Source organism: Methylobacter sp. BBA5.1, from assembly GCF_000746145.1.
Taxonomy (GTDB): Bacteria; Pseudomonadota; Gammaproteobacteria; order Methylococcales; family Methylomonadaceae; genus Methylobacter; species Methylobacter marinus.
Map to the genome: position 1 here is coordinate 1 of NZ_JQKS01000035.1, position 20,954 is coordinate 20,954.

Below are 20,954 nucleotides of genomic sequence, written 5' to 3' on the forward strand. Positions count from 1 at the left end.
CAGGAAAGGCAGGTCCATGCGCACGAACTGCTCCAGACTGTCGAGCATGTGCAGGATCAGCGGCACAATCTCCTGCTTGGTCACCTCGATGTCCTTCAGTTGTTGTTCCAGCGAGGTTTTTTCCTGCGCTTGCGAGGCGAGCAGGTCCTGCAGATGCCGGTTGTAAATCGTCAAGGCCGCCGTTTGCCGGGACACGGCGCGGTATTGGGCCAGCAACGGGTGGTCCGGGGCGCCGGGCGCCTCGGCCTGGGGTGCGGTGCTCGCGGCGCCCGCTGCGCTGACGGCCTGGCCGGGCGCGGCCAGCGCGCATAGCGCCAGCATAGCCGCGGCCAGGCAGGAAGGGGGTCGGCAAGAAATAAGCATAGATAGTCCAAATGATCGTATTAAAATAAAGGCCACATGGCGACCTTGGAAATATTTTACATCAAATCAAGTGGTTAAATCAGCATCAAGTTGTCTGTATTTTTAGCCCATGCAAATTCAATTGGGCTGATATTGGGCGGTTTATCAAAGGGATAAAACCGGCAAAAACGTCGTCTATTCATCAGATTCAGAGATAGGGAATTCGGATTTTGGATGTATATCCAAGAGCGCTTTGCATTATAGCGCAGAGATTTTTAGACAAGTTAAATTAAGATAAAAAGGTTGAAAATAACGCGTGTCAATACAGCGGCTAGCAAAAACTAAGAAAATGATGATAAAAACAGTTAAAATAAAAAGTTACAAGATTTAATCCGGTTAAAAAACCCTGGTTACAGCTCCCATGCAAACAAAATACAACACTGACGACTTGAGAATTTGTGCCACTCAAGAAGTCATCGCGCCTGTTCAGGTGCATGATGAAATGCCGATCAGCGAAGCGGCGGCACATACCACTCTGCGGGCAAGGGAAGAGATTCACAAGATACTGACCGGCCAGGATGACAGATTGTTGGTCGTGGTAGGGCCATGCTCCATTCATGACACGGATGCCGCAAAGGAATATGCAAGACATCTGAAAGCTATTAAAGATGAATTAAAAAATGATTTGTCGATCGTGATGCGGGTTTATTTTGAGAAGCCTCGCACAACTGTTGGCTGGAAAGGCCTGATTAACGATCCGGATCTTGATTCCAGTTTTAACATCAACAAGGGCCTGCGCGTTGCCAGGCAATTATTGCTTGATTTGAATGCTACGGGCATACCGGCAGCCACGGAATATCTGGACTTGATTACCCCACAGTATATTTCGGACTTGATTGCCTGGGGCGCTATTGGCGCCCGAACCACGGAAAGTCAGGTACACCGTGAGCTGGCTTCCGGTCTGTCCTGTCCGGTCGGATTCAAGAATGCGACCGACGGCACGATCAAGATCGCCATTGATGCGATCGGCGCGGCCATGAGCCCGCATCACTTTTTATCGCTGACCAAGGCAGGTCATTCGGCTATTTTTTCAACCACGGGCAATGAAGATGTACATATCATTCTCAGAGGCGGCAATGATAGTCCTAATTACGACGCCGTCAGTGTCGAGAAGGTGGCGGAAGGATTGCAAAAAGCCAATCTCAGGCCGAATATCATGATCGATTTCAGTCATGCCAACAGTTTAAGGCAATGTCAGCGCCAATTGATTGTAGGCGAGGATGTGGCCGGGCAAATAGCGAACGGCGATCGCAGGATCATGGGCGTCATGATTGAAAGCCATCTTAAAGCGGGTCGGCAGGATGTGGTTAAGGGACAAAAATTAACCTACGGACAAAGTATCACCGATGCCTGTCTGGGTTGGGAAGATACGGTGCAGTTGCTGAAAGATCTTGCCGTTGCGGTACAGGAACGCAGAACTATAGAGAATTAAGCCGGAGTTTGAACACATGATCGTTTATGTAAATGGCGAATCCCGTGAGATTGCCGAAAACACGCATGTAGCCGATGTGATTGCTGACATGGGGCTAGCGGGTAGAAGAATCGCCGTTGAATTGAATAAAGAAATTTTGCCGTTTGATCAATACGGCACACAGGCGCTACAGGCTGATGATCGCCTGGAAATCGTCCATGCCATTGGCGGTGGTCAGGAAGATTCTTTCGTTGTCGCGGGCAAGGCTTATCAGTCCAGGTTGCTGGTCGGCACCGGCAAGTATAAGGATCTTGAAGAAACCAGAATGGCTATTGAAGCCAGCGGCGCGCAAATTGTGACCGTCGCCATCCGCCGCACCAATATCGGTCAGAATCCGGGCGAGCCGAATTTGCTCGATGTCATTTCCCCGGATAAATACACGATCCTGCCCAATACGGCCGGTTGTTATACGGCCGAAGAAGCGGTAAGAACCTGTCGCCTGGGTCGGGAACTGCTGGGCGGTCACAAGCTGGTTAAGCTGGAGGTGCTGGCCGATCAGAAAACCTTGTTTCCTGATGTGGCCGAGACTTATATCGCTGCTGAATTATTGGTTAAGGACGGCTTTGATGTCATGGTTTATACCAATGACGACCCGATTGCCGCCAAACGGCTTGAAGAGATCGGCTGCGTGGCGGTCATGCCGCTGGCGGCACCTATCGGTTCTGGCCTGGGCGTGCGCAACCCTTACAATATTTTGACCATTGTCGAAAACGCCAATGTGCCTATTCTGGTCGATGCCGGCGTCGGTACGGCCTCTGACGCGGCGATTGCCATGGAGTTGGGCTGTGACGGCGTCTTGATGAATACGGCTATCGCGGCGGCAAAAAATCCGGTACTGATGGCTTCGGCCATGAAGAAAGGCATCGAGGCCGGCCGTGAAGCCTTCCTGGCCGGACGCATGCCCAGGAAGCGGTTTGCTTCCGCCTCATCACCTATTGATGGTTTGTTTTTCTGATTCGCCGGAGCGGCAAAGTCCGGCCCGGGCGGTACCCGCATTGATGTTGACATGATTGCTCCTGAACAAAACTTCCCGCAACGCATCCGCAGCTTTATTCGCAGGCAAGGCCGCATCACGCCTGGGCAACAGCTCGCGCTGGATAATTACTGGGCCATTTACGGACTGGACCCGCAAACTGATTACGACTTTGCCGAAGTTTTCGGACGTGATGCGCCCCTTTGTGTCGAGATCGGTTTTGGTAATGGCGAGAGTCTGGCCAAGATGGCTGCCGCCAATCCCGAGATTAATTATATCGGCATCGAAGTGCATCGGCCCGGTGTCGGGCATTTGATGCTGCAGCTGGCTCACCAAGGGATTAACAATGTCAGGATTTATTGCCATGATGCCATAGAGATCATGGAGAATAAGATAGCCGATCACAGTCTGGCCGGGGTGCACTTGTTTTTTCCCGATCCCTGGCCGAAAAAGAAGCATCACAAAAGACGCATCGTCAGGCCCAGCTTTGTCAATTTGCTGGTCAAGAAACTAAAGTCCGGCGGCTATTTTCATGCGGCAACGGATTGGCAGAACTATGCCGAGCATATGCTGGAAGTCTTGACGGCGGAGAGCCGGTTAATCAATGCCGGCAATGGGGCGGATTATTGCGAGCGCCCCGACTATCGCCCGTTAACCAAATTCGAGCAGCGTGGCCTGCGCTTGGGGCACGGCGTCTGGGACCTGATTTTCAGGCGGGTTTAAGGGACGGCTTGATTTGGTCCGTCGACGCCGGAAGCGGCGGCGGACCGGCCCGTTTAAAAACACAAACCTTCAGCGGTCAGCTTTTGCCAAGGTATGCGCATCGAGTTGCATGGCTTTGATGATGGTCGCCAGTTCATCACGTTGCCGTTTCAGCGGCGCCAACTCTGCTTCAAGGTTGGCAATACTTTCAGCCACATTGCCTTTTGACTCGTTAATTTTTCTGAGCATTTGCAGGCGGCTTTCAATCTGCTTTTTATGGTCCTTAATCTGATGCATCAAGGGGGTCAAAACACTGTTGCTCCAGATCATTGCATCCGTATGGGCTTGATTTAAAATATTTCTGGCCCTGGAAATGAGCGTGTTATAAAGCTTGTTGATGACAATGCTCTGCTCGGTCATGGTCGTTTTGGTGCTGGTGCGGAATGCCTCGCCTTCTTCAAAAATCTGTTCCAGTTCAAACTGATACTGCTTGATAGAAAATAGCTGCGGCTCGATCTCTTTAAAGCCGTATTCGTCCTTGAATTTTTTATGAATGGCCTTCACTAAACGGCGCGTTTCATTGGTGATATCGACAGAATCCTGCAGCAGATCGCGCAACTCATCGAACAGCTTGCGGATGTTTTGTTTCATGCCATACGTAGTCAGGCTCTTGGACATGTCATGCTTGGTCCTTTTAATGATCGCATCAATCTTTTCCTTGGCGAATGAATCAACCAGCATCTTGGCCTGAACGCTGAAAACCCGGCGGCTGGCCTGGAAATTTTCGATATTGGCCAGATAAACATTTTGTCTGTCCCGGGTTTCGGCCATTAACTTGCCCGTCATATCCTGATTGTGAAAGTCAATTTTCTTGAATTCCTCAAGTTGACTGATGGCATTAGCCAATGACGAACTTGTTAAATTAGACGATTCACTGATCAGAAAACCCATGTCGCGAATGATGGTATCCATCAGGATATTACGCCGCTGCCTCAAAATATCATTGGCAAGAAAGCCTTCCAGGACACTCAAACGGCTTCTGTCGAATAAGGCTTCATCATTTTTAACCTTAGCCAACAGGGCTTGTTTGGCGGAAATCGGGAAAATGGCATCTTCGTTAATTTTTAAAACTGACGCCGAGGTTTTGATCTGCGATTGAATGGAGGCTTCATAGCCATTTTCTCCGGCCAGGTCATCCCACATGGCGTCGATTTTGTTCATGACTACGGCCAGCCCCTGTTTACTGGAGCCGCGCGTACTGCAGACATGGCTGCGCCACATTTCCAGGTCGCTTTTTGTGACGCCGGTATCGGCCGCGATCACGAAGACAATGGCCTGCGCGCCGGGCAGCATGCTCAGGGTTAATTCCGGCTCTGTTCCCAAGGCGTTTAAACCCGGCGTGTCAAGAATCGCCAAGCCCTCTTTCAGCAAGGGATGAGGAAAGCTGATCAAGGCATGGCGCCAGCAGGGAATTTCCACTTTTTCCGGATTTATGATGCCTTGCTCCGCCGCTTCGCGTTCGTTCCATAAGCCGAGTTTGTCCGCCAGTTCGCGGTCCACCATTTTAGTGGCGACCAGTTCTTTAAAGGCTTCCTGCATTTGGGTCGGCGAGTTGCAGTCCAGCTCGATATGGTGCCAGCGATCGGGTTTGTGTTTAAACTCGGCCAGGGAAATATCTTCAAGCCGGCTTTCAATATTCAATAAACGAATATAGCTGCCGCCTTTTTCATCATGAAAAATCTCGGTTGGCGACATAGTGGTGCGGCCCGGCGAAGAGGGCAGCAGTCTGAGTCCGGTCTCGGCAAAAAACAGCGAATTGATCAGTTCGGTTTTGCCGCGTGAAAATTCGGCAACAAAAGCCAGGGTAATGCGGTCCGATTCCAGACCGGTCAGGATATTTAAAATAGTATCCGTACTATGGGCATCGTTCATGCCATAGCGATTACGCCATTGATGATACATCTCGATAGCCTGTATCAGTTTTGCACGCCATTGCGAATATTCGTGCATTTGCTCTTTAAATTCCAGATTACTCATGGCAAGCCTTTTGTTACTAACGTAATTCTTTTTGTTATTAAAACATCAGATTGAAAATAGGTTCTGAATAAGTGTAGTCGATATCCGGGGAACTGTTAGGTTCCGATATCTTTTTTCTATAACTAATGTTTTATGCGTTAAGTACCATAAAGGTTTATGAGTTAAATACCATAAAGGCGCTGATATTCTTTTATCGCATCCAGTTGTTCGCCGGCATTGGTGGTTAAATATTCAATAATATTATCCAGCGTTATGATTGAAATAACGGGCATATTGAATTGTTCGCTGACTTCCTGGATGGCGGATATGTCATTTTGCCCTTTTTCCTGTCGGTCCAGCGCGATCAATACGCCTGCCGGTATTGCCCGGGCCTGCCTGATAATTTCCACGGATTCCCTGACCGAAGTGCCGGCGGTAATCACATCATCCAGAATGAGCACCCGGCCTTGCAGTGGTGCCCCGACCAGCGTGCCGCCTTCGCCATGATCCTTTGCCTCCTTGCGGTTGAAAGCGAAAGGAATATCGCTGTCGGTTAATGCGGCATAAGCGATAGAGGTGGCGCTGACCAAAGGGATGCCTTTATAGGCGGGGCCATACAGAATGTCCGGTTTAAGGCCCGACTGCAGCAAGGCCTGCGCGTAAAAATGGCCCAGTTTGCCCAGTTGGGCGCCGGTATTGAACAAGCCGGTATTGAAAAAATAGGGGCTGATACGGCCTGATTTCAATTGAAATTCGCCGAATTTTAAAACGCCGCAATCCAGCGCGTAGGAAATAAAGTCTTTTTGATAATCAAGCATATGTTTATGGAATGAAGGGGTTGCGGTTTATAGCAAGCTCGGTTAAGGAAGATATAATATTGAGCCGTTATAGTTGTTAAGCATAAGTCAGGCGATAAACTGTTTCTCCACAGGGAACAGTGAGCGGTTTTATTGATAGATTATAAAACAAATTTAAGTGCTTTCCTCAATCGGTAGGCAACTGGAAAACTGAATCTGCCCCGGCATGCGCTTAATCCGCCTGCCGGACGACATGTGTCGCTGGATTGTCAGGTCGGCGCAGAGCAGAATTTTTCCAGAACGCTATCCAGAAAATTCCAGCCTTGTTCCGAACAATAATAGTGATCATCCCGACAGATAAGCAAATGCTGCTTCAGGCAGGCCGATAGGGCAGGCTCAAGCGTGTCAACGGCAAGGCCAGTGGTTGATTGATAGCCGGCCGCGGTAAAACCTTGTTTAAGGCGCAGATGGTTCATGATGAATTCCAAAGGCAAATACCTTCTGGCAATCGGGTCGGAGCCGCCGTTTTTATGGGTATCGCGCAGGTACTGCTCCGGACTTTTCGGCTTGAACGTGCGTATGATCCGGTCCGGCAATGCCAACGATAGTTTGCCGTGGGCGCCGGCGCCAATGCCCAGATAATCGCCAAACCGCCAGTAATTCAGATTGTGCCGGCATTGAAAACCCGGCCGGCTGTAGGCTGACACTTCATATTGTTGATAGCCGCGATCGGCCAATAGTGCCTGGCAGACTTTTTGCGCGCTAAAGATAGCGTCATCGTCAGGCAGTTTGGGCGGAAATTTATGGAAATAAGTATTCGGTTCCAGCGTTAACTGGTAAAAGGAAATATGCGTGGGATTCTGGTTTATTGCGGTTTCAATATCGGTTCTGCTGCTATCGGGGCCGGCGTCCGGCAAGCCGAACATCAAGTCCAGATTAAAATTATCGAATCCGGCCTGATGGGCGCATTCCGCCGCCCGCAGGGCTTCCTTGCCCGAATGCACCCGTCCCAGTTTTTGTAGCAGCGTGTCGTTGAAGCTTTGAACGCCAATCGACAGGCGGTTGATGCCCAGCGACCGGAATTCGGCGAATTTGTTGATTTCGAAGGTGCCGGGATTGGCTTCCAGGGTGATTTCAAGGTTATCGGCCAGCGCAACTTGTTGCCCGATGCCTGTCAACAAGCGATGGAAGGATTCCGGTGAAAAAAGGCTCGGGGTGCCGCCGCCGATAAAAATACTGCCGATGGGACGGTTAACGGCATACTGCTGTATATCGATGGTCAGATCATCCAGCAGCGCATCGATATATTCGACTTCGGGCGTATCGGCTTTAACCGCATGTGAATTAAAATCGCAATAAGGGCATTTTTTAATACACCAGGGAATGTGGATGTATAAGCTCAGAGGTGGCAAAGTAATCGTTAATTCAGCGTGAAAAACAGGCAGTTTAACATTAATACGAGAGCGATGGATGATGCGGATTTTACGAAGCAATGCAGAGAATGGCTATTTTCACGCATCTGCTAGTTTTCACCGTGTCGGGAAGGCTCATCAAGGGAACTTTTAGTGTTTTTCCCGGCCTTATTTTTTCATGCTCGACCGCGCCTTGATTAACCGTACAGTTAAATTTTTTGCACGTTGGAGCAATTGCAGGGATTGTGAGTCAAATAACCGGATTTATACAGGGTTGTAGTATCGATCATAAGCTTGGCGGTTTTCTCCCGCACGGGGTTTCGGAAGATTATTAACTATATCTAGAATTGAGAGTATATGCGGCTTTTATTAGTTGAAGATGATGAAATATTGGGCGATGGCCTGACAGCCGGTTTAAAAATGGAAGGTTATGCCGTCGATTGGCTGACTAACGGCAAGCTTGCCGATGAGGCTTTGAAAGTCAACACCTATGAATTGATCGTGTTGGATCTGAATTTGCCGGATATGAATGGGCTGGAAATTTTGCGGGCTTTGAGAAGCCGTAAAGACGAGACACCGGTGCTGGTTCTGACGGCAAAGGATACGATTCCTGACAGAATATTGGGCCTCGACAGCGGGGCCGATGATTTCGTGATCAAGCCGTTTGATTTAAACGAAGTCTGCGCGCGCTTGAGAGCGCTGGCCCGGCGTAATGAAGGCCGGGGGGCGCCCAAGATTGAACACCGGGGCATCGTGCTGGATCCGGCCTCGCATCAGGTCACTTTTAATGACGAAAAGGTGGATCTGTCGCAAAAGGAATTCGAGATACTGAGTTTTTTGATGGGCAATATAGGCAAGGTCGTGTCCCGGTCCAGGCTGGAGGAAAGCCTGTACTCCTGGGATTCCGATATAGAAAGCAATACCGTCGAGGTGCATATTCATTACCTGAGAAAAAAACTCGGGCCATCGATTATCCGTACTGTCAGAGGTGTCGGCTATATTATTGACATTGATGAAGATTGATGACTTATTCGCTTCGAAAACTGTTATTGTTTACGCTGCTTTCCGCATTGTTATTGATTTGGGGTATCGCCGCCTACAAAGGCTACAAGCAGATTCGCAATGAAGTCGCGGAGCTTTTTGATGCGGATCTGGCGCAATCCGCGCGCGCCCTGAATTCATTTGTCGGCCATCTGTTGTATGCCGGTTCCCTGTATGAACTGTGGGATCTGGATAAATCGGAAATGTTCGAGCCGACCAAAGTGTTCAATCACCGCTATGAACGGAAATTGGCTTTTCAGCTGATCTACAAGCAGGAAGGGCTGATTCTGCGTTCCGAAAGCGCGCCGCCCCTGCCTTTATCGATCTCGCTTAATGGTTATAGCAAGACCGTGATTAACAATCACCTGTGGCATGTGTATAGCATTTCCGAGGAAGACAATGAATACATCATCCATGTCGGCCAGCGGGACGATATCCGCAAGGAGTTGATGGATGATATCTCCAGGCATTTGATCAAACCGTTCCTTATCGGTTTGCCGTTTTTAGGTCTGGCCATCTGGCTGATTGTCGGGCGGGCGTTAAAGCCGTTTGGCCAGCTGACGCAGCAGCTGGCCAAACGCGAAGCCAGTTATTTAAAGCCCATATCGATTAAGAAACTGCCCATAGAAATCGTGCCGGTGGTTAACGAACTGAACAATCTGTTTATCCAGCTTGAACGTGCTTTTGAGCATGAGCGTCGGTTCACGGCCGATGCCTCCCATGAATTAAGAACGCCTCTGGCCGGCTTGCTGACCCAGGCACAGGTGGCCTTGAAGACCGATGATGAGCTGACGCGCCGTCAGGCGCTGGGACGCATAGAGCAAGGCGTCAACCGCATGACCGATATGGTGCAGCAATTGTTGATATTCTCACGCATTGAATCCGGCACGGAATTCCTGTCCAAGGAAACGACCGTCCTCGGCCAGGAGGTCGTGCAAATTGTCGCCAGTCTGGAGCCGGAAGCGCATAAAAAACGCATCCACATGGAATTTATCGAGGACAACGCCGTGCCGATTATCGGCAATGCCCAGTTGATCAATATCCTGGTCAGGAATCTGATCGATAATGCCATTAAATATACGCCGGCCAATGGCTTGATCAGGATCAGCGTATCGGGGCAGGAAAAGCATTTAATGTTGTGTGTCGAGGATTCAGGCCCCGGGATTGCGCCTGAGCAGTATGAAGTCGCGTTAAAACGGTTTCACCGCTGCATCGAGACGGCCAACAGCGCAAAAGGCAGCGGCCTGGGCTTTTCCATTGCCCAGCGCATCGCCCTGATTCACGGTGCTGAGCTTTCCCTGGGCGAATCTCAATTTGGCGGTCTTAAAGTCACCGTGCTGTTCCCTCTGCCGCCGAAGCCGAATGAAAAAAGGCGGGCCAGAAAACTGGGTTTTTTCAATAGCAGAAAAAGCATCGGTTAAGGTCAGGCATTGGGCAGTCAATCGACTACCCAATGCCCGGGTTTTAATACACGGTCAGCTCATCGGGCTCTTCAAGCACCGGATTGATTAAAGTCCCGATCCCTTCGATTTCGATTCTAGCGGTCTGTCCCGGCTTCATATAGCCTCGTGGCTTCATTTTCACGCCGACGCCGCTGGGCGTGCCCGTGGCAATGACATCGCCGGGCTCCAGGGTCATGGCCTGCGACAGGTAAGCGATCATTTCGTAGCAGTTGAAAATCATGTGCCGGGTATTGGAATCCTGCCGCAGTTCGTCGTCGATCCAGGTTTTAAGATTCAGATTGTGCGGATCGCCAATTTCATCGGCGGTGACGATCCAGGGGCCCAAAGGACCTGCCGTGTCGAACGACTTGCCCAGGGTCCAGGTCGGCGAACGGATCTGCCAGTCGCGCACCGAGACATCGTTGGCGATGGTGAACCCCGCGATGACCTGATTAGCCTTGTCGACGGGCACATGACGGCAGCGCTTGCCGATAACCAGAGCCAGTTCGCCTTCATAATCGAGTTTATCGGAAACCTTGGGCCGATAGATGGCGTCGTTATGGGCGATCACGCAGCTGCTTTGCTTGGTGAAAAACGTCGGGAATTCGGGTTTCTCGAAGCCGGTTTCCTCGATATGATCGGCATAGTTCAGGCTGATCGCCAGGTATTTTCCGGGCCGCGGCACCGGTGCCTGCAGCTTGACTTCACTCAATGGGATGCGATGACTGCCACCGGCTATCAGCTGCCGCATGGCCGCGAGGCCTGCCGCGCCTGACGCCAGAAATTCAATCATGGTTGCCGGCAGGGTGCTGTCGGCCCGGCTGTCGACGACGGCCTCATCAACGACCGCGCCAACCCGGGTTTTATTATTGTGCGTGAAGGTCACCAGTTTCATCGGTATTGCTTTCCTGTATGATTTTGGGGGCCGGCTATTGTATAACGAAGAGTTGGCGGCAAAAAAAAGATATAATTAATCATTTTAATATATTGTTTCCCGAACATGACCTTGAACGGACCGGCCGGACAGGCCAAAAAAGATTGCCAATGACACCGATTCGATTGATAGCGCTGGATCTCGATGGCACGTTGATAAATTCCGCGCCCGATTTGTCCGATGCGATCAACCAAATGCTGGCGGAACTGGGCCTGCGTCAGCACCCGCAGGCCGCCGTCGAGCAATGGGTCGGCAACGGCGTGGTCATGCTGATCAAAAGAGCCCTGACGGGACAGATGGCGCCCGCGGCCGATCCCGAAAACCTGGCCGAAGCGCTGGCCTTGTTCGGCGATTTTTACGAAGCCCATGTTTATGAGCGCAGCGTCATTTATCCGGGCGTCATGGAAGGCTTGCAGCAATTGAAAGAAAAAGGTTTCAAACTGGCCTGCATTACTAATAAAATTAAGCGTTTCACGCAGCCGTTGCTGGTGAAAACCGGCATGGCCGGCTATTTTGATTTCATCGCTTGCGGCGATTCGTACGCAAGAATGAAACCGGACCCGCTGCCGCTGTTGAAGACGGCGGAACATTTTGACATTGAACCGGCAAAGGCCCTTATGGTCGGCGATTCGATCAACGACGTGCGGGCGGGACGGTCGGCGGGTTTCAGGACCGCCGCAGTGGCATACGGCTATGCGGGAAAATACAGCGTCGAGGATCTGAATGCCGATTATCAGATCCGGACCCTTGTCGAGCTTGTCGATTTATTTTATAGCGAATGCGCAGGGCGCAGTTAAACAGACCAAAAATGACTCCAGAACAATTCAATCACTACACGCGGCAGGGTTATAACCGTATTCCCGTTAGCCGGGAGGTTCTGGCTGACTTGGATACACCCTTGAGTGCCTATCTGAAATTAGCCGATGGCCCTTATTCCTATTTATTCGAATCGGTGCACGGCGGCGAACAGTGGGGTCGTTACTCGATCATCGGAATGCCCTGCAAAACCATCGTCAAAGTCACCGGCAACCGCATCACGCTGGAGAGCAACGGCGAACTGCTGGAAACCCTGACGCACGAAAACCCGCTGGTCTGGATAGAGCAGTTCAAGGCACGCTACAAAGTGCCCGACCTGGACGATCTGCCGCGCTTCAGCGGCGGCCTGGTCGGCTATTTCGGCTACGAGACCATCGGCTACATCGAACCGCGTCTGCGCCGGCCGGCGAAAAGCGATCCGCTGGGCAATCCCGATATTCTGCTGATGGTGTCGGAAGAAATGCTCGTGTTCGACAACCTGTCCGGCAAGTTGCTGCTGCTGACCCATGCCAATCCCGAGGAGCACGACGCTTACGAGCGCGCCGTCACACGCCTGAACGATCTGGCCGTCAAGCTGCGCGAGCTGAAAGCCAGGCCGGAAAACCATAAAGCGCCCCGAAAAGTCGACGAGTCGGACTTTGTTTCCGGCTTCACGCAGCAGGGCTTCGAAGACGCCGTACTGAAAGCCAAGGAATACATCACCAACGGCGACATCATGCAGGTCGTGCTGTCGCAGCGCCTGTCCATTCCCTACACGGCATCGCCGCTGAACCTGTACCGGGCTCTGCGCTGCCTGAACCCTTCGCCCTACATGTATTACCTGAACCTGGGCGATTTCCATATCGTCGGTTCGTCGCCGGAAATCCTGGTGCGGCTCGAAGACGACACCGTGACCGTGCGCCCGATCGCCGGCACGCGCCGGCGCGGCGCGACGCCGGAACAGGACCTGGCGCTGGAAAAAGACCTGCTGGCCGATCCGAAGGAACTGGCCGAGCATCTGATGCTGATCGACCTGGGCCGCAACGACACCGGCCGCATCGCCGAGATCGGCAGCGTCAGGCTGACCGACAAGATGATCGTCGAGCGCTATTCGCACGTCATGCATATCGTCTCCAACGTGACCGGACAGCTGCAAGCCGGCAAGAACGCCTTCGATGTGCTGGCGGCGACCTTCCCGGCCGGCACCGTCAGCGGCGCGCCGAAAATCCGCGCCATGGAAATCATCGATGAGCTGGAGCCGGTCAAGCGCGGCGTTTATTCGGGCGCCGTCGGCTATATCGCCTGGTCCGGCAATCTCGACACCGCAATTGCAATCAGAACCGCTGTGATAAAAGATCAAACCTTACACATACAAGCCGGCGCCGGCATCGTTTACGACTCCATACCCCGCAACGAATGGGATGAAACCATGAACAAAGGCCGCGCCGTCTTCCGCGCCGTCAGCATGGCCGAAGCCGGCCTGGAAGGAGAGCAGTCATGAGCGCCGTAAAAGTGGTCATGGTGGATAACTACGACTCGTTCACCTATAACCTGGTGCAGTATTTCGGCGAACTCGGCGCCGATGTCACGGTCGTGCGCAACGACCAGGTGACCGTGGCCGACATCGAAAGACTGGCGCCCGACAAGATCGTGATTTCGCCGGGGCCGTGCACGCCCAAGGAAGCCGGCGTTTCGGTCGAAACCATTTTAAAGCTGGCCGGCAAATACCCGATCCTGGGCGTCTGCCTCGGCCACCAGAGCATCGGCTATGCGTTCGGCGGCAACATCATCCATGCCAAGAGCATCATGCACGGCAAAACTTCACCGATTTATCACAATGATGTCGGCGTCTTCAAGGGGCTCAGCAACCCTTTCACGGCGACGCGTTACCACTCGCTGGTGATCGAGCAGGCGACCCTGCCCGACTGCCTGGAAATCACGGCCTGGACCCGGGACGAAGCCGGCAACATCGATGAAATCATGGGCGTTCGGCACAAGCAGTTCGATATCGAGGGCGTGCAGTTCCATCCCGAGTCGATCCTGACCGAGCATGGGCATGATATGCTCAGGAATTTCCTGGAACGCTAAACTCGAAACGCCTTTAGATCATGCAAATCCAGAAAGCTCTGCAGATACTGCTCGATAAACAAGACCTGAGCGCCGACCAGATGCGCGCGGTCATGCGCCTGATCATGAGCGGCGGCGCGACCGATGCGCAGATCGGCGGTTTCCTGATCGCCCTGCGCTGCAAAGGCGAAAGCGTCGATGAAATCGCGGCCGCGGCGGAAGTCATGCGCGAATTGGCCGGCAAAGTCCCTGTCAGGGGCGAACATATCATCGACACCTGCGGCACGGGTGGCGACGGCGCGAACACGTTTAACATATCCACAACCTGTGCATTTGTCGTCGCCGCGGCGGGCGGGCGGGTGGCCAAGCACGGCAACCGTTCCGTTTCAAGCAGCTGCGGCAGCGCCGACGTGCTGGAAGCAGCCGGCGTCAATCTCGATCTGACGGCCGAGCAGGTCGCAAGCTGCGTCAATGAAATCGGCGTCGGCTTCCTGTTTGCGCCAAAACATCACGGCGCCATGAAATATGCGATCGGCCCGCGCCGGGAAATGGGCGTCCGGACGCTGTTCAACCTGCTGGGTCCGTTGTCGAATCCGGCCGGCGCGCCGAATCAGCTCATCGGCGTCTTCGGCAAGGACTGGCTGGAGCCTCTGGCGCAGGTCCTGAAAAAGCTCGGCAGCCGGCATGTGCTGGTGGTCAATGCCGATGACGGGCTCGACGAAATCAGCATCGCCTGCGCGACCAGCGTCGCCGAACTGAAAGACGGCCAGGTCACGACCTATGCGGTGACGCCGGAGCAGTTCGGCTTGCAGCGCGCCAGTATCGCCGAGCTGGCCGTCGACGGCACGGCATCCAGTCTGTCCATGGTGAAGTCGGTGCTGGACAACCTGCCAGGACCTGCCCGCGACATCGTGACGCTGAATGCCGGCGCGGCGATTTACGCGGCCGATCTCGCCGATTCGCTGGCAGCCGGCGTGGAAAAAGCCCGGCAGGTCATTGCCAGCGGCGCGGCGCGCGCGAAATGGGATGCCTTGATTACCTATTCAAAAACTTTAACTGATTGAAGATCATGACCGATACGCCCGATATACTGAAAAAAATTCTCGATAAGAAACAGGAAGAAGTCGCCCGGCGCAAACTGCGCATGTCCGTTGCCGACCTCGAAGACATCGGCCGCGACATGGAAAGACCGCGCGGATTCTACAATGCCCTGCAGAGCCGGGTGCTGGCCAAAAAGCCCGCCATTATCGCCGAGATCAAGAAAGCCTCGCCCAGCAAGGGCGTGATCCGCGAAGATTTCCAGCCGGTCGCGATCGGCCAGGACTACGCCATGAACGGCGCGGCCTGCCTGTCGGTGCTGACCGATAAGGAGTTCTTCCAGGGCTCGGAAGTGTACCTGCAGATGGTCAGGGAGCGCTGCCCGCTGCCGGTGCTGAGAAAAGACTTCATGATCGATCCGTATCAGATTTACGAGGCGCGCGCCCTGGGCGCGGACTGCATCCTGCTGATCGTCGCGGCGCTGGCCGACAGCCAGATGCAGGAACTGGCCGATGCGGCCACGAAACTGGGCATGGACGTGCTGGTCGAGGTGCATGACGCGGCCGAAACGGAACGGGCGTTGACGCTCGATACCAAACTGATCGGCATCAACAACCGCAACCTGCGCACATTCGAGACGAGCCTGCAGACGACCCTGGCGTTGAAAGTGCAGGTGCCGGCGGACCGCATGATCATCACCGAGAGCGGCATCCATACGTCGGACGATGTGCGCCTGATGCTCGATAACGAGATTTACGCCTTTCTGGTCGGCGAAGCGTTTATGCGCGCCGAAAGTCCCGGACAGAAAATGCGCGAGCTGTTTTCCCTGTAAATCCTGAAACCGCGCTTCGGCGCCGGATCTTATCGTGGTTTGTGTCAATCAGAGTCTGGGGCGGTCTTGGCGCCGTCCCGCTCTTTCAATTGAATTATTGCATGCAGGTTTAAGTTGATCGTTTCCGATTTTGTTTTGCGCGACTGGGGCGCCTGGGCGCCGGGTCTGAGCAGCCCCGATGACTGGCGAGCATGGAGTGCGGGACAGAAATCAATGACAACGGAGCCGCCCGTGGCGCCGGCCTCGGTGCCGAAAATGCTGCAGCGCCGGCTGAGCCAGCTGGCGAAAGCGGTTTTTCATGCCGCCGACCGCTGCATCAAGGCCGGTGAGCAGGTGCCGACGGTATTCAGCTCCACGCACGGCGAAATCGGCAAGTCGTTCCAGATGCTCAAGACCATAGGGGCGGGCGAGGAACTGTCGCCGACGGCCTTCAGCCTGGGTGTCCATAACGCCATTTCGGGCCTGTTTTCGATCGTCTACGGCAACCGGCAGGAAATCACGGTTCTGGCCCCGGGCAGGGAAGGCATGGCCGCGGCCTTTATCGAGGCGGCCGGCATGCTGAGCGAAGGCAGGGACGAGGTATTGCTGGTGCTGTACGATGAAGTGCTGCCCGATTTTTTCCCGTTCGCGCCGTTCAGGCTGAACGCGGACGCGCCCTGCGCGCTGGCGTTGAAAATTGCGGCGGCGGGGCCGGGCCTGGCGATGAGGTTCTGCCGGTCGCCCGAAGCGCGCGACGATGGCGAACAGCCGGTCCAGTTGCTGGCATTGGCAAGGTTTCTGGTTTCCAGCGACGAATCGCTGATCCTGGGAAACCCGGGGCACAGCTGGAGCTGGCACAAACGATGATGGTAAAAATCAGGTACAGCTGGCGCCTTTTCGCCACGGGCTTCAGCTTTTTCAGTTTCGGCCTGGGCGGCCTGTTGTTATGGCTGCTGGTGTTTCCGGCGCTGTCGGCGCTGCCGGGCACGCGGCGGCAGAAAACCAGCCGCGGTCAGCGCGTGGTGCATTACAGTTTTTACGCCTTCATCGGCCTGATGCACCGTTTAGGCGTCATGACCTACGAAATCGTCGGCCTGGAAAAACTGAACCGGCCGGGGCAATTGATCATCGCCAACCATCCGACCCTGGTCGATATCGTATTCCTGGTCAGCCGCATCAAGGAGGCCAGCTGCATCGTCAAGGGCTCGCTGTGGCGCAACCCGTTCATGCGCGGGCCCATCGTCAATGCCGGCTATATCAGCAACAGCGATCCGGAGAAAATGATCGCCGAGTGCGCCGCATGGCTGAAAGCGGGCGGATCGATGATCATTTTTCCGGAAGGCACGCGCTCGGTGCCGGGCAAGCCTTACCGGTTTCAGCGCGGCGCGGCCGCTATCGCGCTGCAGGCCGGCAGGATCGTCACGCCGGTGACGATTTCGTGCTACCCCAGCACGCTGACCAAGGCCGAGCCCTGGTACCGGATTCCTGACCGGCGCTTTCATCTGGCCCTGCATGTCGGCGATGATATCGCGCTGGACGCATTTGCCGAGGCGGGTTTGAAATCGGTCGCCGTGCGCCGGTTGAACCGCTATTTGCAGGACTATTTTACCCAACAGAGAGAAGTTTATAAGTACTATGGAAAATGAATTAAAACAGTTGATCATCGATGCGCTGGATCTGGAGGATATCAGCGTCGATGACATCGACAGTCATGAGCCGCTGTTCAACACCGGTCTGGGTCTGGATTCAATCGACGCCCTGGAACTGGGTCTGGCGATCCGAAAGCAGTATGATGTAAAAATCGATGCCGAAAAAGACGATGTCGCGAAGATTTTCGCTTCGGTTTCGTCGCTGGCAGCCTATATTGAATCGGTACGCCGTTGAGGTTGGTATGAATTCACGTGAAGAAATTTTAGCGGCCATCAAATCAATCATGGTCGAGCTGTTTGAAATCGACGAAGACAGCATCACCCTGGAAGCCCGGTTATACGAGGATCTCGATTTCGACAGCATCGATGCCGTCGACATGATCGTCAAGCTCAAGGAAATGACCGGCAAAGCCGTCAAGCCGGAAGACTTCAAGTCGGCCCGCACGATCGGCGATGTGGTCGAGGCCGTCCATAGCCTGGTGCAGGATTGATGCGGGTCGCTCTGAACAGCCTGATCGGCCTGCTGACGCTGGCTTATCCGTTGGCTGTTTATTTCGGCATTCACTATGTCGAACCGAGAATCATCGCCGGCCTGCTGCTGGCCCTGCTGGCCCTGCGCCTTGCCGGCAGTACCGGCGGACACTGGCTGCGGCCCCTGCTGCTGGCCGGCATGCTCTACTGCGGCTTCGCAATCTGGGCCAACAATCTCATCACCTTGCGCTTTTATCCGGTGCTGGTCAGCGCCTGCATGCTGCTGATTTTTGCCTGGAGCCTGTGGTCGCCGCAGTCTCTGATCGAACGCCTGGCGCGCCTGCAGCATCCCGACCTGCCGCCCGAAGGCGTTATCTATACGCGCCGCGTCACGCAAATCTGGTGCGTGTTCTTCGCCGTGAACGGCCTGATCGCGCTGGCGACGGCACTGTGGGGCAGTTTCGAGCAGTGGAGCCTGTATAACGGCCTGATTTCCTATCTGCTGACCGGCGCCTTGCTGGGCGGCGAGTATATCGTCAGGCTGCGGACCCAGAAACATGTCCGATAGATTCATCGCGCTGTCCGAGTGCCTGACGGCAAGAAGGCCGGCCGATACGCCGGTTTCCTGCCATGACGGGCGTCATTATCGCGCTGCCGAGTTTCACGCGGCCGTCTGCCTGTGGCTGGATAAACTGCAGGCGCAGCCGGAACCGCGCTATGCTTTATATACGGAGGACGCCTATCCGTTCGCCGTGTTGCTGTTCGCGCTGCTGTATGCCGGCAAGGAAGTCTGGATACCCGGCAATAACCGCCCCGGCACGGCAGGGCAGCTGAAGGAGCAGGGCTGCCGGCTGATCGGCGACTGGCCTGAAGCGGCCATCGAGGACTATCGGCTGGATGCCGCGCCATGCCCCGAGCGGCAATTGGCGCCGCTCGATCCGTCGGCCGCGCGGCTGGTCATGTTCACCTCGGGCACCACGGGCGAGGCCAAGCCGGTCCCCAAACGCCTGATACAGCTCCAGCGCGAAGTCGAAACGCTGGAAAAGCAGTGGGGCGGACAGCTGGCCGATGCGGCCGCTCTCGCGACGGTCAGCCACCAGCATATTTACGGCTTGCTGTTCCGCATCCTGTGGCCGCTGTCGGCGGGCCGCTATTTTCACAGCCGCCTTTATTTCAATGCCGAAGCCGTGGCTCATCAGAGCCAGGACCGGCCTGCCTACTGGGTTGCCAGCCCGGCGCACCTGAAACGCCTGGACCAGCCGCTGGCGGCGGATCTGGCTGCTGTGTTCAGCTCCGGAGGCCCGCTGTCGCATGAGGCGGCCTTGCAGGTTTCCGCCTGCTGCGGGCAGCCCGCGATCGAAATCTTCGGCAGCACGGAAAGCGGCGGCATCGCCTGGCGCCGGCAGGGTCTTGAGCCTGCGACGCCCTGGACGCTGTTCGACGGCATGGCGTTGACTCATGAGCAGGCCCGCTGGCAGCTGCAGTCGCCTTATCTGCTGAACAGCGAACGGCTGGAACTGGCCGATCGGATCGAACGCCTCGATGACGGCCGCTTCCTGCTGGCGGGGCGTCTGGACCGCATCGTCAAGATCGAGGAAAAACGCCTGTCCCTGAGCGAAATGGAGCAGCGTCTGGCAGAACTCCCGTGGATATCGGAAGCTGCCGCCTTGATGATCGCGAAAAGCCGCGATACCGTCGGTGCAGGCATCGTGCTGAACCAGGACGGCAAACAGCTGCTGGCGGAGCAGGGCAGGCCGGGCCTGATCAGGCAGCTGCGCGAGGCGCTCCATCACTGGTTCGAGGCCGTCGTCCTGCCGAGGAAATGGCTGACTCTGGACAGCATTCCCCTGACCGCCCAGGGCAAAACCGACACGCGCCTGCTGAATGAATTGCTGGCGCCAAGCGGCCACAAACTGCCCCAGGTGCTGGGACTGGATTGGGCCCCTGATCGCGTCGAACTGCAACTGCTGATCCCGCACGAGCTGGTGTATTTTAAGGATCACTTCCGGAATTTCCCGATCCTGCCCGGCGTCGTGCAGATCGCCTGGGCCGAACACTACGGCAAGCTGTTCTTTGATATCGATCAGCCGTTCTCGCAGTTGGAGGCCATCAAATTCGTCAGGCTCATCGAGCCCGGCAGTGCGCTGGGCTTGTCTCTGGAATGGAACGCCCGGGCCGGCAGACTGTATTTCACGATGAGCTCGGAGCAGGGGCCGCACAGTTCCGGCCGTCTGGTCTATGGAAAAACGCCATGAAAACCTGCATTATAGGATCCCGGTGCGTTGATTACATTGCGGAGGAAATATCATGACTATAGCAGAGAAGATTTTTGAGCAAGTTAGAACTTTGCCCGAGACCGATGCGCGTGAAATTCTGGATTTTGTCGAGTTTCTGAAAGCGAAAAGGAAGCGGGATCATGAAGAACGGCGAGTCCATGCGCTGGCCGTTCTGGAAAAATTCAAAGGCCGTTACGACGGTACCAAATTCAACCGCGAAGAGCTTCATGACCGCGCCGGCCTTCGTTGATACCAATGTAGTCGTCTATGCGCTGGGCGTGGATACCGATCGCCGCGAGACCGCAATAAAGTTGCTTGCAGAGGGCGTTCTGGTCAGCGCCCAGGTTATCAATGAAACAGTGAGCGTACTCCTGGGCAAACAGAAATTTTCCAGGGAGGACGCATATGAAGTTGCGCAAAGTCTGTTGGATCTCTGCGAGGTCTTGCCCGTCGATACAGAAACCATACGCGCAGCCATGCATCTTGCCGCGCACTATTCGCTTCCCCATTGGGATGCTTTGATCGTTGCATCCGCGTTGCTGGCCGGCTGCGACACGCTTTATTCCGAGGATATGCAGCATGGGTAGGTTTTTGATGGGCAGCTGGTCGTGATCAACCCTTTCTTCACCGGTTAGCCCCTGAAAAAAATCCACGTGC

General features: G+C 54.6%; 23 protein-coding genes. 18 read left to right on the forward strand and 5 right to left on the reverse strand.

Translation table 11 applies throughout. The annotated features are described in order from the left end of the window. Nucleotides 1–363: DUF3450 family protein (locus EK22_RS17995; RefSeq protein ID WP_235209442.1), on the reverse strand; the 363-nt coding region annotated here is incomplete at its 3' end. Between the two features lie 400 nt (nt 364–763). Between EK22_RS17995 and aroG the strand changes: the two genes are divergently transcribed. From aroG to trmB, 3 genes are read left to right on the forward strand one after another with little or no spacing between them, the layout of a single operon-like run. Next, entirely contained in the window at nt 764–1,834 is a 1,071-nt protein-coding gene (gene aroG / locus EK22_RS18000) for a 3-deoxy-7-phosphoheptulonate synthase AroG (protein WP_036253196.1), read from the forward strand. Between the two features lie 16 nt (nt 1,835–1,850). Further along, the gene (gene thiS, locus EK22_RS18005; RefSeq protein WP_020158810.1) at nt 1,851–2,828 is read left to right on the forward strand and encodes a sulfur carrier protein ThiS; all 978 of its coding nucleotides are present in this window, start codon (nt 1,851–1,853) and stop codon (nt 2,826–2,828) included. Nucleotides 2,829–2,879: 51 nt separating this feature from the next. After that, a complete protein-coding gene (gene trmB / locus EK22_RS18010; protein WP_020158811.1) occupies nt 2,880–3,569 on the forward strand; it encodes a tRNA (guanosine(46)-N7)-methyltransferase TrmB in 690 nt (229 codons plus the stop codon). Nucleotides 3,570–3,638: 69 nt separating this feature from the next. Here trmB and EK22_RS18015 read toward each other — a convergent pair whose 3' ends face one another. The 3 genes from EK22_RS18015 to hemW all read right to left on the reverse strand — a co-directional run bounded on the left by EK22_RS18015 (nt 3,639) and on the right by hemW (nt 7,773). Next, nucleotides 3,639–5,585, reverse strand: a complete 1,947-nt coding sequence (locus EK22_RS18015) for a dynamin family protein (RefSeq protein WP_020158812.1) — start codon at nt 5,583–5,585, stop codon at nt 3,639–3,641. Nucleotides 5,586–5,746: 161 nt separating this feature from the next. After that, the gene (gene pyrE / locus EK22_RS18020; protein ID WP_036253198.1) at nt 5,747–6,382 is read right to left on the reverse strand and encodes an orotate phosphoribosyltransferase; all 636 of its coding nucleotides are present in this window, start codon (nt 6,380–6,382) and stop codon (nt 5,747–5,749) included. A 248-nt stretch (nt 6,383–6,630) separates the two neighbouring features. Next, nucleotides 6,631–7,773: a radical SAM family heme chaperone HemW gene (gene hemW / locus EK22_RS18025; protein ID WP_200882623.1), complete on the reverse strand. Its 1,143-nt coding sequence runs from the start codon at nt 7,771–7,773 to the stop codon at nt 6,631–6,633. A gap of 357 nt (nt 7,774–8,130) precedes the next feature. On the opposite strand from hemW, the gene EK22_RS18030 reads away from it, so the two are divergent. Both EK22_RS18030 and EK22_RS18035 read left to right on the forward strand, forming a co-directional pair. Then, nucleotides 8,131–8,796, forward strand: coding sequence for a response regulator (locus EK22_RS18030; protein ID WP_020158815.1), 666 nt, complete (start codon nt 8,131–8,133; stop codon nt 8,794–8,796). Next, entirely contained in the window at nt 8,796–10,235 is a 1,440-nt protein-coding gene (locus EK22_RS18035) for an ATP-binding protein (protein ID WP_036253200.1), read from the forward strand. The genes EK22_RS18030 and EK22_RS18035 overlap by 1 nt, the downstream gene beginning before the upstream one ends. A gap of 43 nt (nt 10,236–10,278) precedes the next feature. Here EK22_RS18035 and EK22_RS18040 read toward each other — a convergent pair whose 3' ends face one another. Then, nucleotides 10,279–11,151 carry a fumarylacetoacetate hydrolase family protein gene (locus EK22_RS18040; protein WP_036253202.1) on the reverse strand — a complete coding sequence of 291 codons (873 nt, stop codon included), beginning with the start codon at nt 11,149–11,151 and terminating at the stop codon, nt 10,279–10,281. Nucleotides 11,152–11,300: 149 nt separating this feature from the next. Between EK22_RS18040 and EK22_RS18045 the strand changes: the two genes are divergently transcribed. From EK22_RS18045 to EK22_RS18105, 13 genes are all read left to right on the forward strand, one after another. Then, a complete protein-coding gene (locus EK22_RS18045) occupies nt 11,301–11,987 on the forward strand; it encodes a phosphoglycolate phosphatase (protein ID WP_036253283.1) in 687 nt (228 codons plus the stop codon). A gap of 11 nt (nt 11,988–11,998) precedes the next feature. Then, nucleotides 11,999–13,486, forward strand: coding sequence for an anthranilate synthase component I (gene trpE / locus EK22_RS18050; RefSeq protein ID WP_036253204.1), 1,488 nt, complete (start codon nt 11,999–12,001; stop codon nt 13,484–13,486). Next, the gene (locus tag EK22_RS18055; protein ID WP_036253206.1) at nt 13,483–14,073 is read left to right on the forward strand and encodes an anthranilate synthase component II; all 591 of its coding nucleotides are present in this window, start codon (nt 13,483–13,485) and stop codon (nt 14,071–14,073) included. Before trpE ends, EK22_RS18055 begins: the two co-directional genes overlap by 4 nt. Nucleotides 14,074–14,093: 20 nt before the next feature. Beyond that, complete coding sequence (gene trpD / locus EK22_RS18060; RefSeq protein WP_036253208.1) at nt 14,094–15,116, forward strand: anthranilate phosphoribosyltransferase; 1,023 nt, start codon at nt 14,094–14,096, stop codon at nt 15,114–15,116. Between the two features lie 5 nt (nt 15,117–15,121). Then, complete coding sequence (gene trpC / locus EK22_RS18065) at nt 15,122–15,922, forward strand: indole-3-glycerol phosphate synthase TrpC (RefSeq protein ID WP_036253285.1); 801 nt, start codon at nt 15,122–15,124, stop codon at nt 15,920–15,922. 114 nt (nt 15,923–16,036) lie between these two features. Beyond that, the gene (locus EK22_RS18070; protein ID WP_036253210.1) at nt 16,037–16,768 is read left to right on the forward strand and encodes a beta-ketoacyl synthase chain length factor; all 732 of its coding nucleotides are present in this window, start codon (nt 16,037–16,039) and stop codon (nt 16,766–16,768) included. Continuing rightward, the gene (locus EK22_RS18075; RefSeq protein WP_036253212.1) at nt 16,765–17,547 is read left to right on the forward strand and encodes a lysophospholipid acyltransferase family protein; all 783 of its coding nucleotides are present in this window, start codon (nt 16,765–16,767) and stop codon (nt 17,545–17,547) included. Before EK22_RS18070 ends, EK22_RS18075 begins: the two co-directional genes overlap by 4 nt. Continuing rightward, nucleotides 17,537–17,785 carry a phosphopantetheine-binding protein gene (locus EK22_RS18080; protein ID WP_036253214.1) on the forward strand — a complete coding sequence of 83 codons (249 nt, stop codon included), beginning with the start codon at nt 17,537–17,539 and terminating at the stop codon, nt 17,783–17,785. The genes EK22_RS18075 and EK22_RS18080 overlap by 11 nt, the downstream gene beginning before the upstream one ends. A 7-nt stretch (nt 17,786–17,792) precedes the next feature. After that, entirely contained in the window at nt 17,793–18,041 is a 249-nt protein-coding gene (locus tag EK22_RS18085; RefSeq protein WP_020158826.1) for an acyl carrier protein, read from the forward strand. Continuing rightward, nucleotides 18,041–18,589 carry a COG4648 family protein gene (locus EK22_RS18090; protein WP_020158827.1) on the forward strand — a complete coding sequence of 183 codons (549 nt, stop codon included), beginning with the start codon at nt 18,041–18,043 and terminating at the stop codon, nt 18,587–18,589. The genes EK22_RS18085 and EK22_RS18090 overlap by 1 nt, the downstream gene beginning before the upstream one ends. Continuing rightward, complete coding sequence (locus EK22_RS18095) at nt 18,579–20,276, forward strand: ApeI family dehydratase (protein WP_036253216.1); 1,698 nt, start codon at nt 18,579–18,581, stop codon at nt 20,274–20,276. The genes EK22_RS18090 and EK22_RS18095 overlap by 11 nt, the downstream gene beginning before the upstream one ends. A gap of 52 nt (nt 20,277–20,328) precedes the next feature. Next, nucleotides 20,329–20,547 carry a DUF2281 domain-containing protein gene (locus EK22_RS18100; RefSeq protein ID WP_020158830.1) on the forward strand — a complete coding sequence of 73 codons (219 nt, stop codon included), beginning with the start codon at nt 20,329–20,331 and terminating at the stop codon, nt 20,545–20,547. Continuing rightward, complete coding sequence (locus tag EK22_RS18105; protein ID WP_051961965.1) at nt 20,525–20,884, forward strand: PIN domain-containing protein; 360 nt, start codon at nt 20,525–20,527, stop codon at nt 20,882–20,884. The genes EK22_RS18100 and EK22_RS18105 overlap by 23 nt, the downstream gene beginning before the upstream one ends. The last annotated feature ends 70 nt before the right edge of the window (nt 20,885–20,954 follow it).